The organism is Nocardia sp. NPDC004718, assembly GCF_053601535.1.
Window position 1 is genome coordinate 127,456 of the sequence record NZ_JBSGCA010000009.1, and the last position, 14,235, is coordinate 141,690.

The following is a 14,235-nucleotide window of genomic DNA, read 5'->3' on the forward strand; positions in this document are numbered from 1 at the left end:
TATTCCGCTATGCGAGGTCTTCGTCCGAACTCACCGCCGCCTTCGGCGCGGCGTCCACGTCGGCGATGCCGTATTTCGCCGCCGCCTCCGCGGCCTTCGCCGGGTCGATCTTGCCGGTGCGGCCGAGGCCGGCCAGCGCGGCGACCACGATGGACTGCGCGTCGACGTTGAACACCCGCCGCGCGGCCGGGCGGGTGTCGGAGAAGCCGAAACCGTCCGTGCCGAGCGTGGTGAAGTCGCCGGGCACCCACTTGCGGACCTGGTCGGGCACCGCGCGCATCCAGTCGGTCGCGGCCACGTACGGGCCGTCGACCCGCGACAGCGCCTCGGTGACGTACGGAACCCCGGGCTCGGCGCCCGGGTCGCGCAGCGCGGCGATCTCCTTGTCGAGCGCCTCCTTGCGGAGTTCGCCCCACGAGGGCACCGACCACACGTCCGCCTGCACGCCCCACTCCTGCGCGAGCAGCGCCTGCGCGCGCAGGCCGTCCGGCACGGTGACGCCGGAGACCAGGATCTGGGCGCGGACCGCGCCCTCACCCCCGCGCTTGTACAGGTAGATGCCCTTGAGCAGCCCCGCGACGTCGAGGTCCTCCGGCTCGGCCGGCTGCGGGTACGGCTCGTTGTAGAGGGTGATGTAGTAGAAGACGTCCTCACCGCCGAACTCGGTGGGGCCGCCGTGCGGATGGGTGCCGGGCAGCGGCGCGTAGCCCTGCGGCGGGGTGCCGCCGCCGTACATGCGGCGCAGGCCGTCGCGCACGATGTGGGCGATCTCGAACGCGAACGCCGGGTCGTAGGTCACCACGGCCGGGTTGGTCGAGGCCAGCAGCAGCGAGTGCCCGTCGTTGTGCTGGAGGCCCTCACCGGTCAGCGTGGTGCGTCCGGCGGTCGCGCCGAGCACGAACCCGCGGGCGAGCTGGTCGGCCGCCGCCCACAGTCCGTCGCCGGTGCGCTGGAAGCCGAACATCGAGTAGAAGATGTACAGCGGGATCATCGGCTCGCCGTGCGTGGCGTACGAGGTGCCCGCCGCGGTGAACGACGCCGTCGACCCCGCCTCGTTGATGCCCTCGTGCAGGATCTGCCCGACGGCGCTCTCTTTGTAGGCAAGCATCAATTCCGCGTCGACGGATGTGTACAACTGCCCATTGCGGTTGTAGATCTTCAACGAAGGGAACCACGAGTCCATACCGAAGGTGCGGGCCTCGTCGGGGATGATCGGGACGATCCGCTTGCCGATCTCCTTGTCCCGCAGCAGCTCCTTCATCAGCCGCACCAGGGCCATCGTGGTGGCGACGTTCTGCTTACCCGAACCCTTGCGGACCGAGCGGTAGGCCTCGTCGCCGGGCAGCTTCAGCGGCTTGGCCGCGGCGCGCCGCTCGGGCAGGAACCCGCCCAGCGCCTTGCGCCGGTCGAGCATGTACTGGACCTCGCGGGCCTCCATACCGGGGTGGTAGTACGGCGGCAGGTAGGGATCCTTCTCCAGCTCGGCGTCGCTGATCGGGATCCGCTGCAGGTCGCGGAAGTCCTTGAGATCCTGCAGGGTCAGCTTCTTCATCTGGTGCGTGGCGTTGCGGCCCTCGAAGTGCTTGCCCAGGGTGTAGCCCTTGATGGTCTTGGCCAGGATCACCGTCGGCTGGCCCTTGTGCGCCATCGCCGCCGCGTAGGCGGCGTACACCTTGCGGTAGTCGTGGCCGCCGCGCTTGAGGTTCCAGATCTCCTGGTCGGACAAGTCCTGCACCAGCGCCTTGGTGCGCGGGTCACGCCCGAAGAAGTGGTCGCGGACGTACGCGCCGTCGTTGGCCTTGTAGGTCTGGTAGTCACCGTCGGGTGTGCTGTTCATCAGGTTCACCAGCGCACCGTCGCGGTCGGCGCCGAGCAGCGCGTCCCACTCCCGGCCCCAGATCACCTTGATGACGTTCCAGCCCGCGCCGCGGAAGAACGACTCCAGCTCCTGGATGATCTTGCCGTTGCCGCGCACCGGGCCGTCCAGGCGCTGCAGGTTGCAGTTGACGACGAAGGTCAGGTTGTCCAGACCCTCCATGGCAGCGACGTGCGCGAGACCGCGCGACTCCGGCTCGTCCATCTCGCCGTCGCCGAGGAACGCCCACACGTGCTGGTCGGAGGTGTCCTTGATACCGCGATCGTGCAGGTAGTGATTGAAGCGCGCCTGGTAGATGGCGTTCATCGGGCCCAGGCCCATGGACACCGTGGGGAACTCCCAGAAGTTGTTCAGCAGGCGGGGGTGCGGGTAGGACGGCAGCCCGTGGCCGGGGCCTCCGTTGCTGTACTCCTGACGGAACCCGTCGAGCTGATCGGTCGACAGCCTTCCCTCCAGGAACGCGCGGGCGTAGATGCCCGGCGAGGCGTGGCCCTGGATGAAGATCGAGTCGCCGCCGCCCTGATGGTCCTTGCCGCGGAAGAAGTGGTTGAAGCCGACTTCGTAGAGCGCCGCCGAGGACGCGTAGGTCGAGATATGGCCGCCGACGCCGATGCCGGGGCGCTGGGCGCGATGCACCATGATCGCGGCGTTCCAGCGGATCCAGGCGCGGAAGCGGCGCTCCACCTCCTCGTCGCCGGGGAACCACGGCTCGTTCTCGGTGGGAATGGTGTTGACGTAGTCGGTGGAGGTCAAGGACGGGATGGCGACCCGACGTTCACCGGCCCGCTCCAACAGACGGAGCATGAGGTAACGCGCACGGCCGGGGCCCTCCCGGTCGAGCATCTCATCGAACGACTCGAGCCATTCGCTGGTTTCCTCCGGGTCGATGTCCGGTAGGTAGGACGCCACCCCTTCGCGGATCACCCGCACCCGTCCGGCCGGCTGCGGCGCGTGCGACCCGTTCGGATCGCGGCTCGCGGCGGGCGCGGGAGCGGAGCTGGTACCAGCGGATTTCGCCGGTGCGGAAGAGTGGATCAGGTCGGTCAAATCTGCTCCTCGTACAGGGGTGGACATGCTGATGGCGTCGGTATCCCCGGGCGGGTTCGCTGGTTGGCGGACCCCCCGTTCACGAAAGGTTCGGGCGCACCATCCATCCTTGCCGATGACGCGTCCCAAATCATCATGTCAGCCGGAAATCCAGTACCGTTCGACAGGCAAGGTGAGCATGTCGAGCGTGGCAGCCCTGAGGAGCGGGAGGACGATGAAGCTGCTGAACCCACGCGGGTTCGGAATGGTGTGCGCCACCGGCGCGGTCGCCGTCGGATTGGTCGTCGCGGGGTGCGCCAACCGGGTGGAAGGCGTGGCGGGTCCGAACGCGAGCGATCTGGCGGCATACAAGACCGAGGCAGCGTCCTCGTCGGCGGCGGCGACCTCATCCCGGCGCGCCGCGGCCCAGGCCAAGGCCATTTCCGACAACTGCGGCCAGTTCCCCACCATCACCGGAGCAGGCGTCAGCAAATACAACGATTTCGTCGACGCGCACGATGCGAACGCACCGGACTACGTCGCCAAGCGCGACTCGGCGGCGCAGACTCTCGAGGACGCCGCGAACAAGGTGGAAAGCGGCGTGAACTCCGCCAAGGAGGCGCTGCCCACGGACCTGGTGCCGCTGTTCACCGAATACGTGAACGCGGCCCGCGCACTGGCCGCCGAGACGCGCAAGATGACCTACACCGCCCCGGTCGCGGCGCTCAACGACGCCAGCAAGCGCGTCAACGACGCGCGCAACGCCGTCCGCGACTCGTGTCCGAAGCGCTGAGAAAGCCCTTGACACACCATCGCAACGCGACATTCGGTAGCTATTTCGCCGGATCGGCTTGCGCTGAAGCCCATAACCATGTTCGCTTGCAACTACCTACTGTCGGGAGTTGAGGAGGACACCACCGTGGTCGCCGCGGCGGACGCGCAGAACTACGCTCAGAAGCTTGGCATTTCACACGGCTTGGTTGTCCAGGAATTGGGTTGGGACGAGGACGTCGACGACGACCTGAGGGCCGATGTCGAGGACGCGATCGGCGGTGAACTCGTCGACGAGGACTCCGACGAGGTGATCGATGTCGTGCTGCTGTGGTGGCGCGATGGGGACGGCGATCTGGTCGACGCCCTGATGGACGCCATCGCCCCTCTCGCCGACGACGGTTTCGTCTGGGTACTTACCCCCAAGACTGGACAACCCGGCCATGTCGAGCCGAGTGAAATCGCCGAATCCGCACCGACCGCAGGTCTGACCCAGACCTCGGCGATCAGCCTCGGCTCGTGGACCGGAAGCAGACTCGTGCAGCCCAAGGCGCCCTCGAAGCAGCGTTGAGCCACCGCGCTATGGTTTCCACCAGGGTGGTGTTGCACGCCCACCCGGTGGAGACCCGACACGATGGAGGATTCGCTATGCCGCTAGAGGTTGGCACTGTCGCGCCGGATTTCACGCTGAAGGACCAGAACAACCAGGAAGTCACCCTGTCGGCTTACCGGGGCAAGAAGAACGTCCTGATCGTGTTCTACCCGCTCGCCTTCACCGGCATCTGCCAGGGCGAGCTGTGCAAGGTGCGCGACGAGCTGCCCAAGTTCCAGAACGACAACGCGGAGATCCTCGCGATCTCCGTCGGCCCGCCGCCCACGCACAAGATCTGGGCCGCCGAGCAGGGCTACATCTTCCCCCTGCTGTCGGACTTCTGGCCGCACGGCGCGGTGGCCCAGGCCTACGGCGTCTTCAACGAGAAATCGGGCTACCCGAACCGAGGCACCTTCGTCGTCGACCGCGAGGGCTACATCCGCTTCGCCGAGATGAACGGCCCCGGAGAACCCCGTGACCAGGCGGCTTGGGAGAAAGCGCTCGCCGCGCTAGATTCATAAGCCGCCGGTAACGGCACGGGCGTATAGCTCAGCGGTAGAGCTCTGGTTTTACACACCAGCGGTCGGGGGTTCGATCCCCTCTGCGCCCACCACAGCAGTCGTGGTCCAACCGCTACACCCCACCGCGGACGAGCGCGGGAGCGATTTCGCGGGCGGCGCGGTGGCCGGATTCGGCGGCTCCGTCCATGTAGCCGACCCACCGGGTAGCGGTTTCGGTGCCTGCCCAGTGCAGCGGGCCGATGGGTGTGCGCAGGGCCGGACCGAAGCGGGTGAGGGCGCCGGGCGTGGTGAACGCGCCGTAGCAGCCGCGGCTGAATTCCTCTTCGGCCCAATCGCGTTCGATGTAGGCGATGGGGTTGCGGGCCCGTGGCCCGAAGTAACCTGCGAGATCGTCGATCACCTGTGCACGACGATCGGTGAGGTCGAGGCGCGCGCCTCTGTCGGCGTGCCGTCCTTCGAGGAAGCCGACGAGCACACCAGGTGAACCGTCGAGCGGGGTGTTGTCGAAGACGGTGCCCAGGGGCCGATGGTCACTGTTGGCTTGGCCGCTCAGCCCCGCTTCGCGCCAGAAGGGCTCGTCGTAGACGACATTGACTTTGATGACCCGGCCCATCGGCATGCGCTGCACGAGTTGGTCACGATCGCCGGGCAGGCCGGGGGTGAAGCGGATACGCGCCGCCAGTGGCGGCGGAACCGCGATCACGGCTCGACGAGCGCGAACGGTCGTGCCGCCCGCGACGACCCGGACACCCGAGACGTCCCACTCGACATCGGTCACCGCGGTTCCCAGGACGACACGGTCACCGAGTTCCTCGGCCAGCGCCAACGCGATGATCTGCGAACCGCCGACAACGCGGTCCTGCTGCGCACCGCCCGCGGTATTGATCAACGCGTCCAGCCCACCGGCGGCGCCGACGTAGTAGGCGGCCCACAGTGCCGACATATCCTCCGGCTCCGCGGAGAACACCGCCTCGGTGATCAGCTGCAAGAACGACCGACCCGCGGAGGTGTGGGCGGTCCGCCGCAGCCAGGTGGCGAAGGTTTGCGCGTCCAGCACTCCAGCCCGGTCCGCGAGCCACGGCTCCGCCGCCGCGACCCGGCGCGCCACCCGGTCGAGCCTCCACTGGATCTGCGCGACGTCGGCCAGTGCCAGCGGGTTCAGCTTGGGAATCCGGCCGGTGTATACCGAGCGGGCCGTGCCGAGTTCGGCGATATGACGGCCCGCGGTGTACGTGGGGAAGGTCTTCAGGCCGAGTTCATCGATCAGCGCGAGCACGTGCTGCTGGCCGGGACCGACCCATTGACCACCCACCTCGATGGGCGCACCACCGGGCAGTTCACCGTTCAGCAGCCGCCCGCCGACCCGGTCGCGCGCCTCCAGCACGAGCACCTCCGCACCACTTCGCGCCAGGTCGCGGGCGGCTACCAGACCCGCTATCCCGGCTCCGACAACGACGACGTCCACTGATTCGCCCATTACGACCCACTCTCGTACAGTCTGTATCTGACATACATACTGTATGTGATATCCATATCGCATGGAGTCGTTTCGCGAGAAGTACGCGGAGAACACGCGCCAGGCGCTGCTGGAGACCGCGGGGCGGCTGTTCGCCGAACGCGAGTACGCGGATCTGTCGGCGGAAGAGCTGGTTCGCGCCACCGGCCTCACCCGCGGCGCGCTGTATCACCACTTCGACGGCAAGAAGGGGCTGTTCGAGGCGATCGTCGACGATCTGGAGACCCGGGCGGCGCAACGCATCCGCACCGCGATCGACTCGGCCTCGGACCCGTTCGACCGGGTCGACCGCGGTGTGCGGGAGTTCCTCGACGTCTGCGCCGAACCCGACTACCGGCACATCGTGCTCCGCCAGGGACCGATCGGTCTCGGCTGGCAGCGCTGGCGTGAACTCGACCAACGCCATCTCGGCGGCCTGGTCGTCGAGGCGGTGCGGAATCTGCTCGATGCCGCGCTCATCCGTCCCTACCCCGCCGCACTACTGGCAAGTGCCTTCTATGGGGCCCTGACCGAACTGTCGCTGACCATCGCCGAGACCGATGATCGGCAACGCGCTCACGAGCAGGCGGCAAGCCTTGTGCACGATCTCCTCGCAGGGTTGGCGATCGGCGCGACTTCCTGACGAACCCGCCGGGGAGGGGGAGCGATGTGGCACGAACGCCCGGTTCCATTCCCCGTCGCTCAGGAGCGGCGCGCGGTGACCAGGAGGTACTCCCACTCCATGCGCCCATTGCCCAGGTCATGTCGGGCAGCTAGTTCCGCGAGGTCCCGGTCCAACTGTGCGACGCGGTCGGGCTCGGCGGCGATGGCCTTGTACACCGCGACCGCCGGGCCGTAATAGGACTTGAAGAAGTCGCGGAACTCGGCGCCGTCGGCGAAGCGGTCGATGACCGCGTTTTCGCGCCGCAACTCCAGATCGGTGACGCGATCGCCCAACAGCGACCGCACGTGCGTCTCGTCGCCCCACAGCGGGGGCGGCTGGGCGCCGGGCGGGGGTGGCGGAGCGAACGGTTTCATCGTGGCGAACATCTGCCCGATGAATCCGGTGGGCGTCCAGTTGATCAGCCCGATCGTGCCGCCCGGCTTGGTCACACGCACCATTTCGTCCGCGGCCGCCTGGTGGAAAGGCGCGAACATGACGCCGACGCAGGAGATCACGGTATCGAAGTCGGCATCCGCGTAGGGCAATGCCTCGGCATCGGCTTGCTGCCACCGCAGCTCGACACCCCTTTCCGCGGCGAGACGCCGACCCGCCTCGAACAGCTCCGGCGTGAGGTCGCTCGCCACGACCTCCGCACCGGTCTCCGCCGCCGGGATCGCGGCGTTGCCGGACCCGGCCGCGATGTCCAACACGTGCTGACCAGCGCTGATACGGCAGGCATCGACCAGACGCCTGCCCAGTCCAGGGATGACCTCGGTGGCGACGGACGGATAGTCGCCCAGTGCCCACATCGCGCGATGCCGCTGTTCGAGATCCGCGGAGCCGGACTCGGTCATCGGACGCTCCCTAGGTGTTCTTGGTGGCCGCACCCAGGATCAGGGGTCGAATAATCGGGGGCTCCCCCCGCCACGACGCTTCCTGTACGTCTTCGAGCTTCAGCCCGGATCCCCGAATGAGTTCGAGGGTGGCACGGTTGCAGTGGCAACCCTCCGCGAAGCGGCGCCACGGGGCGGCGAGGCGGTCTTGCCACTGGGCGAGTCGCGGCGACTCCGAACGTACATGCTCGATGAACAGCAGCTGGCCGCCGGGGCGCAACACACGCTCGATCTCGCGCAACACCGGTTCGGGGTCGTCGACCGTACACAGCACGAGCGTTGAGACGACCGTATCCACGGTTTCGTCCTCGAACGGCAGTTGTTCCGCCGATGCGTCGAGCACACGTGCCCGGCGTCCACTGCGCCGCAGCTTGCGCGCCAACCGCGTCCGCATCGCGGCTTCCGGTTCGGTCAAGATCAGTTCTTCGAGGTCGTCAGGGTAGTACCCCATGTTGAGACCGGTACCGCTGCCCAGCTCGACGGTTCGCCCCCTCGCACGGCTGAGCAGATCTCGTCGGCGAGCGCCCATACCCGCCCTCTCGCCCATCCACAACAGAGGGTCGTACAGCGCAGCGAAAGCCCGGGCCCACGGATCCGAGCCCTTCACCGCTGCCCCCGACACGGCGCCACTGCTCACAAACTAGACGGTACGCCGGGCGGGCAGCATCGCCAATGTCCAACGGTGAACTCCGGAGGATCCACACCGAGCCGATCGTCGAACCGCGCCCGGGAGGTCCGCGACCAACGGTGATCAGCCAAGAGCAAGGTCGGCGAGGCGACGGACGAAGACCGGAACGCTACAGCAGTCCCGCCCCACCGCGGCGTGCAGGCCGAATCACTTACCAGCGCAACCGGACCGTCTCTCCCAGGGATGAACTCCTGTTCGGAAAAAGGCGACGTGGACACCGCATGCGACGGGTCGACCGCACTGCCGTCGACGGCGGCGCAGGGTTAGTGTCGGACCATGTCGAGCGATCCCTCGCCGCCTATCCCGTCGTTCCACGTGAACGCGATTCCGGACGCTTCCCGCAGCACCACCGACGACGACCCGATGGCCGCGCTGGTCGGCATGCTCGACCTGCAAGCCGCGCTGCCGGGTATCCGGCGCATGCGTGCGTGGGGGCACGAGGCCTTGGCCGTGCAATCGGGCGAGCGGGTACTGGACATAGGGGCCGGTACCGGCACCGAGGTGATCGAGCTGTCCGACCGGGTCGGCCCCGACGGCGACGCGGTGGGAGTCGACCCGAATCCCGCGATGCTCGCCATCGCCCGTGGGCGCGCGGAGACCGCCGACTCCCGTGCCCGCTTCGTCGAAGGCACCGCGTACAACCTGCCGTTTCCGGACGGTTACTTCGACGCGGTGCGTTGCGAGCGGGTCTACCAGCACCTGGACGACCCGGCGGCCGCCACCGGCGAGGTCGCCCGCGTCCTGCGACCGGGCGGCCGTGTGCTGCTCATCGACACCGACTGGCACACCGTGATCGCCCATCCCGGCGACCCCGATGTGCTCGCCCGCCTGTCCAAGGCGATGCTCGCGACCACCCCCAACCCCGCGTCGGGCCGCCGCCTGCGCGGCCTGCTCACCGCTGCCGGTTTCACCATCGACGACATGGGCTCGGAGGCGGTGATCTGGAATCCCGACACCGCCCTCCCGCTGTACATCCAGATGATCGCGTCAGCGAGTCAGGTCGGAGCGATCTCCGAGCAGGAGGGCCGCGACCTGCTCGCCGCCATGGAGGCGGGCGTCGCCAGGGGCGACTACCACCTTTCGGTCACCATGTTCGCCGTGCTCGCCCACCGAGCGGAGTGAACCGCCCGGCCCCTCACCTCTGCCGCCCGGCATCCGGCCGGATGCGATCGGCCTCCACCGGCACGCCGCCGTCTTACTCGGACATTCACCCACGCGGCAAGCACGGTGCCGCTGCATGGTCATCCGCGCCTCCCCCACACCCAGCGCGTGATCGGGCGCGTCATGCGGAAGACCCATCGGCCAAAGAGTCGTGTCCATGTCGGTCCGCTCCCGCTGCACCCGTCGGGTGATCTCTTCTACGCTGCGCCCCTCCGGCAGCCGAACAGGCCGAAGCCATAACGCGACGCCGATCGATGCGGCGAGCACAACCGCACCGACAGCGACCGCCGGCAGATACCACCCGGTCACGGCTACCTCCGAAACGGGTGGTCCATGGGAAGTAGCGACGGCCACCGGTACCCACGCGGATACGTATGCGCGGGAGTGATCAAGTCGCATACACAGGGAATCGAGTGAAAACGTGAGCGCCTTCTGATGGGCGCTGCGGTGAGTTCAAGGCGCGACCGCAGGCGGGAGGCGGCCGCTACTGTCGGGGCATGACGACCGAACACGCGACGCCCCGTCCCGCACCGTCGTTCCACACGAGCGCTATCCCCGCCGATCGTTCCGCACCGTCCCATGACGCCGCCGACGATCCGATGGCCGTGTTGGTAGGCATCCTGGATCTGCAAGCGGCGTTGCCGGGTATCAGCCGGATGCGGCGATGGGGGCACGACGTATTGGCGGTCGCATCAGGTGAGCGGGCACTCGACATCGGTGCGGGGACAGGGTCCGAGGTGCTCGAGTTCGCCCGGCGGGTCGGGCCGGACGGCGAGGCGGTCGGTGTCGATCCGAATCCCGCGATGCTCGCTGTCGCCGACGCGCGAGCCGAGGCCGCCGGTGTATCAGCGCGATTCGTCGAAGGCACCGCCTACCACCTGCCTTTCCCGGATGCTTCGTTCGACGCGGTGCGTTGCGAGCGCGTCTACCAGCATCTCGACGACCCGGCCGCCGCCACCGCCGAAATCGCGCGGGTCCTGCGGCCGGGCGGTCGCGTGCTGCTCATCGACAGCGACTGGCACACCGCCATCGCCCATCCCGGCGACGACGATGTGATCGCCCGTCTGCGCGAGTCGATGCTCACGACCACCCCGAACCCGAAGTCGGGCAGAAGCCTTCGCGGCCTGCTCACCGCGGCCGGATTCGCGATCGACGACGTGGGATCGCAGGCGGTGATCTGGGACCCGGAAACCATCCGCCCGCTCTTCGCCCAGATGACCGAACGCGCCCGCGCCGCAGGCGCGATCACCGAGCAGGAACGCACCGACCTGGCCGCCGCCATGGAGGCCGGAATCGCCCGGGGCGACTACCACCTGTCGGTCACCATGTTCGCCGTACTCGGCCACCGAGCGAAGTGAACGACCCGGCTCCGCCGGCAGGCCGGTGCTGAGAAGCCGCCGAAGCGGCAGACCGTCGGTCCCCGGGCCATACTGGCGATCGTGCGGTTCGGGATCCTGGGTCCGGTGGAGGTGCGACAGCCCGATGGGGGTCCGGTCGCGGTGGGTGGGCCGCAGGTGCGGGCGCTGCTGGCGGTGTTGGCGTCGGAGGCCGGTCGGGTCGTCTCCCGCGAGCGGTTGATCGACGATCTCTACGGGGAGGATCCGCCGGGTGACGCCGGGCACGCGCTGCAGTCCCAGGTGTCGCGGCTGCGGCGGGCGCTGCGTTCGGCGGGCGCCGACGAACTGGTGGAGTCCTCGACCGCGGGCTACCGGCTCGCGGTCGACCCGGGCACGGTGGACGCGCACCGGTTCGATCGGCTCGCCGAGGAGGGCCGGATCGCGTTGCGTGACGGGGATCCCGCTTCCGCGGCCGCGCTGCTGGACGAAGCCGCCGGGCTGTGGCGGGGTGCGGCGCTGGCCGACGTCCGCGACGCGCCGTTCGCCGCGACGGCGGTGACCCGCCTCACCGAAGCGTGGCTGGCGGCGCGGGAGGATCGGGCGCAGGCCGGTCTGGCGCTGCGCGACCATCGAGCGGTGGTCTCGATGCTGACCGAACTCGTCGCCGCACATCCGCTGCGGGAGCGGGCTCGAGCGCTGCTGATGCGCGGGTTGTCCGGGACCGACCGGCAAGCGGAGGCGCTGGAGCTGTTCGAGCAGGGCCGTCGACTGCTCGCCGACGAGCTGGGGGCGGATCCTTCGGCCGAGCTGACCCGGGCCCACCTCGCGATCCTGCGCGGGGACACCGTCGCCGCGGCCTCGTTGCGCCGCCTACCGGCCCAGCTCACCAGTTTCGTCGGCCGCGACGACGAGTTGGCGCGGATCGCGTTGCTGCTGGCGCGGGCCCGCCTGGTCACGTTGACCGGTCCGGGGGGCACCGGCAAGACCCGGCTGGCGTTGGAGGCAGGCTCCCGGGCTCAGGGCGAGGTCTGTTTCGTGGATCTGTCGCCGTTGGTGGACGGCGCGCAGATGGCGCAGGAGATCGCGGCGACGCTCGGCGGCCGCGCGACCGCCGGTGAGCACGAAGACGCGGAAAACCGGCTGCACGCGATGCTCGCAGGCCGGTCTCTGCTGATCATTCTCGACAACTGTGAGCATCTGGTGCTCGACGCCGCGCGGCTCGTCCACCGGTTGTTGCGCGAATGCCAGGGCCTTCGAGTGCTGGCGACCAGCAGGGAAGCCCTGCGCATCACCGGCGAGACCGTCCTGTCGATCGGGCAACTGCCGGTCGCGGCCGCCGAAGCGCCGCTGTCCGAGCAGCTCGGCTGCGCGGCGGTCCGCCTGTTCGCCGACCGCGCGGCCGCGGCGCGGCCCGGATTCACCGTCGACGCGGGCACGATCGCGGCCGTGCGGCGCATCTGCGCGCGATTGGACGGCTTGCCGCTGGCTTTGGAACTCGCCGCCGCCCGTCTGCGCAACCTCGAAGTGGACGACATCGACGGACGCCTTTCCGACCGGTTCCGGCTGCTGTCACGAGGAGACCGGACCGCGGAGCCCCGACATCAGACCTTGCAGGCGGTGGTCGAATGGAGCTGGGATCTGCTGGAACCGGCCGAGCGCCTCATGGCGCGGCGCTTCGCGGTCTTCGCGGGCGGAGCGACGGCCGCGACCGCCGCTTCGGTCTGCGAACTCGACGATGCCGACGAACTGCTCGACGGCCTGGCCGACAAATCGCTGGTGGAGGTGCACGGCGGCCGCTACCGGATGCTGGAGACCATCCGAGCCTACGGTCTGGCACGTTCGACCGACTCCGGTGAGCGTGAGCGGATGCAGCGTGCCCACGCGGGATTCTTCACCGCCCTGGCCGAGCGGGCCGATCCGCGACTGCGCGGCCCGGACCAGCTGGACTGGCTGGCACGACTGAGCGCCGAACACGACAACGTGCAGGTGGCGCTGCGCTGGGCGGTGGCCGCCGATCCGCCTCTGGCACAACGGCTCATCGCCGCGCACGCGTGGTGCTGGTGGCTGCGCGGTCATCCGGGCGGCGCCGTCGAGCTCGCGGGCAAGCTGCTGCCCGCACTCGATCCGGCGGCCGACGTCGAGGAATACGGCCTGTGCGCGGCGATCGCCGCGCGAGCGGGAAACGGACTGCCGGTCGCGGTCACCCGCGCGGTGACGGAGTTGTCCAGGGTCGGAAGACCCCTTCAGCGCCCGCATCTGGTGTTCCTGCTGGCGACCGTCGGCGGGTTGCTGGACCTGCCGCCGCAGCGGCAGCGCCTGCTCTTCGGTGCCGACCCATGGTCGCAGGCGTTCCTGCGGCTGGGCGGGGGACTCCGCCTGCTCATGTCCGGTGAGCCGGTGGCGGCCGAACCCGAATTCCACTGTGCCCTCGCTGGTTTCCGCGCCACCCGCGACCGCTGGGCGATCGCCACCACCCTGGACAAACTCGCCGCCGTCGCCGACTGGCGCGGTGAGCGGGCGGTCGCGCTGGACCTGATCGACGAGGCCGTTGCCCTGCAAACCGAGTTGGGCGCTGGTGACGAGGCCGCCGACCTGCTCAACCGGCGTGGCGACCTCCTCGCCCGCCGGGACGCTTGTCACGACGCGGACGAAGCCCGCGCCGCCTACGAGCGTGCCGCCGAATCGGCCCGGGCGGCGGGCGCGACGGACATGTACGCCAACGCGATACGCGGGCTCGGCGACCTGCGCCGGGCGGCGGGCGACCTCATCGGCGCCAGGGAGTACTACGGCACGGCCGTCGCCCTGCCCGACAACGGTTCATTCGGCATGGCGGAGGCTCGGGCGCGCAGCCTCATCGGACTGGGCTGGGTCTCGCTCGCCGAAGCCGACATCGAAGCCGGGCATGCGGCGCACCGCGAGGCCTTCGAACTGGCCCGTGACCGGTCCCCGTCGGTGGCCGCGGCCGCGGTGGCCGGTCTGGCGGAGACCGCCGCTGTGATCGGCGATCCGGCGCGGGCCGCGCTGCTGCTCGGCGCTGCCGATTCGCTGCGCGGGATGTCCGCCGCGGGTGACGGTGAGGCGGCCGAGACCGCCGCGCGGTGCCGTGCCGAACTCGGCCAACACGAGTTCCGCGCCGCCTATGACCGCGGCGTCGGGCGCTCGATCGAGGAGGTGGCGGCCCTGCTCGGTGCGGGGCGGTGAGCCGATGGTG

General features: G+C 69.2%; 11 protein-coding genes and 1 tRNA gene. 8 read left to right on the forward strand and 4 right to left on the reverse strand.

All coding sequences use genetic code 11. The annotated features are described in order from the left end of the window. Nucleotides 1-7: 7 nt before the first annotated feature. Nucleotides 8-2,923 carry a pyruvate dehydrogenase (acetyl-transferring), homodimeric type gene (gene aceE / locus ACWEH3_RS09855; protein WP_450015175.1) on the reverse strand — a complete coding sequence of 972 codons (2,916 nt, stop codon included), beginning with the start codon at nt 2,921-2,923 and terminating at the stop codon, nt 8-10. 214 nt (nt 2,924-3,137) lie between these two features. Between aceE and ACWEH3_RS09860 the strand changes: the two genes are divergently transcribed. The 4 genes from ACWEH3_RS09860 to ACWEH3_RS09875 all read left to right on the forward strand — a co-directional run bounded on the left by ACWEH3_RS09860 (nt 3,138) and on the right by ACWEH3_RS09875 (nt 4,878). After that, nucleotides 3,138-3,695: a hypothetical protein gene (locus ACWEH3_RS09860; RefSeq protein ID WP_450015176.1), complete on the forward strand. Its 558-nt coding sequence runs from the start codon at nt 3,138-3,140 to the stop codon at nt 3,693-3,695. A 126-nt stretch (nt 3,696-3,821) separates the two neighbouring features. Next, on the forward strand, nt 3,822-4,244 hold the full coding sequence (locus ACWEH3_RS09865; protein WP_039796889.1) for a DUF3052 domain-containing protein: 423 nt from the start codon (nt 3,822-3,824) through the stop codon (nt 4,242-4,244). Between the two features lie 77 nt (nt 4,245-4,321). After that, the gene (locus ACWEH3_RS09870) at nt 4,322-4,786 is read left to right on the forward strand and encodes a peroxiredoxin (RefSeq protein ID WP_355072739.1); all 465 of its coding nucleotides are present in this window, start codon (nt 4,322-4,324) and stop codon (nt 4,784-4,786) included. A 17-nt stretch (nt 4,787-4,803) separates the two neighbouring features. Beyond that, a tRNA-Val gene (locus tag ACWEH3_RS09875) sits at nt 4,804-4,878 on the forward strand. Nucleotides 4,879-4,898: 20 nt separating this feature from the next. Here ACWEH3_RS09875 and ACWEH3_RS09880 read toward each other — a convergent pair. Beyond that, entirely contained in the window at nt 4,899-6,263 is a 1,365-nt protein-coding gene (locus ACWEH3_RS09880; protein WP_450015177.1) for a flavin monoamine oxidase family protein, read from the reverse strand. 61 nt (nt 6,264-6,324) lie between these two features. On the opposite strand from ACWEH3_RS09880, the gene ACWEH3_RS09885 reads away from it, so the two are divergent. Beyond that, nucleotides 6,325-6,924, forward strand: a complete 600-nt coding sequence (locus tag ACWEH3_RS09885) for a TetR/AcrR family transcriptional regulator (RefSeq protein ID WP_450015178.1) — start codon at nt 6,325-6,327, stop codon at nt 6,922-6,924. A 59-nt stretch (nt 6,925-6,983) separates the two neighbouring features. Here the strand turns inward: ACWEH3_RS09885 and ACWEH3_RS09890 are convergent, their stop codons facing one another. Both ACWEH3_RS09890 and ACWEH3_RS09895 read right to left on the reverse strand, forming a co-directional pair. Then, nucleotides 6,984-7,799: a class I SAM-dependent methyltransferase gene (locus ACWEH3_RS09890; protein WP_450015179.1), complete on the reverse strand. Its 816-nt coding sequence runs from the start codon at nt 7,797-7,799 to the stop codon at nt 6,984-6,986. Between the two features lie 10 nt (nt 7,800-7,809). Continuing rightward, a complete protein-coding gene (locus ACWEH3_RS09895) occupies nt 7,810-8,475 on the reverse strand; it encodes a class I SAM-dependent methyltransferase (protein ID WP_450015180.1) in 666 nt (221 codons plus the stop codon). A gap of 327 nt (nt 8,476-8,802) precedes the next feature. Between ACWEH3_RS09895 and ACWEH3_RS09900 the strand changes: the two genes are divergently transcribed. From ACWEH3_RS09900 to ACWEH3_RS09910, 3 genes are all read left to right on the forward strand, one after another. After that, entirely contained in the window at nt 8,803-9,648 is an 846-nt protein-coding gene (locus tag ACWEH3_RS09900) for a methyltransferase domain-containing protein (protein ID WP_450015181.1), read from the forward strand. Between the two features lie 536 nt (nt 9,649-10,184). Further along, a complete protein-coding gene (locus tag ACWEH3_RS09905; protein WP_450015182.1) occupies nt 10,185-11,045 on the forward strand; it encodes a methyltransferase domain-containing protein in 861 nt (286 codons plus the stop codon). A gap of 81 nt (nt 11,046-11,126) precedes the next feature. After that, nucleotides 11,127-14,225: a BTAD domain-containing putative transcriptional regulator gene (locus ACWEH3_RS09910; protein WP_450015183.1), complete on the forward strand. Its 3,099-nt coding sequence runs from the start codon at nt 11,127-11,129 to the stop codon at nt 14,223-14,225. Nucleotides 14,226-14,235 lie beyond the last annotated feature (10 nt).

Bases quoted from the DNA above. Each gene is read 5' to 3' on its own strand.
- ACWEH3_RS09860 (WP_450015176.1), top strand. From the start codon at position 3,138: ATGAAGCTGCTGAACCCACGCGGGTTCGGAATGGTGTGCGCCACCGGC.
- ACWEH3_RS09870 (WP_355072739.1), top strand. From the start codon at position 4,322: ATGCCGCTAGAGGTTGGCACTGTCGCGCCGGATTTCACGCTGAAGGAC.
- ACWEH3_RS09880 (WP_450015177.1), bottom strand. From the start codon at position 6,263: ATGGGCGAATCAGTGGACGTCGTCGTTGTCGGAGCCGGGATAGCGGGT.
- ACWEH3_RS09885 (WP_450015178.1), top strand. From the start codon at position 6,325: ATGGAGTCGTTTCGCGAGAAGTACGCGGAGAACACGCGCCAGGCGCTG.
- ACWEH3_RS09890 (WP_450015179.1), bottom strand. From the start codon at position 7,799: ATGACCGAGTCCGGCTCCGCGGATCTCGAACAGCGGCATCGCGCGATG.
- ACWEH3_RS09900 (WP_450015181.1), top strand. From the start codon at position 8,803: ATGTCGAGCGATCCCTCGCCGCCTATCCCGTCGTTCCACGTGAACGCG.
- ACWEH3_RS09905 (WP_450015182.1), top strand. From the start codon at position 10,185: ATGACGACCGAACACGCGACGCCCCGTCCCGCACCGTCGTTCCACACG.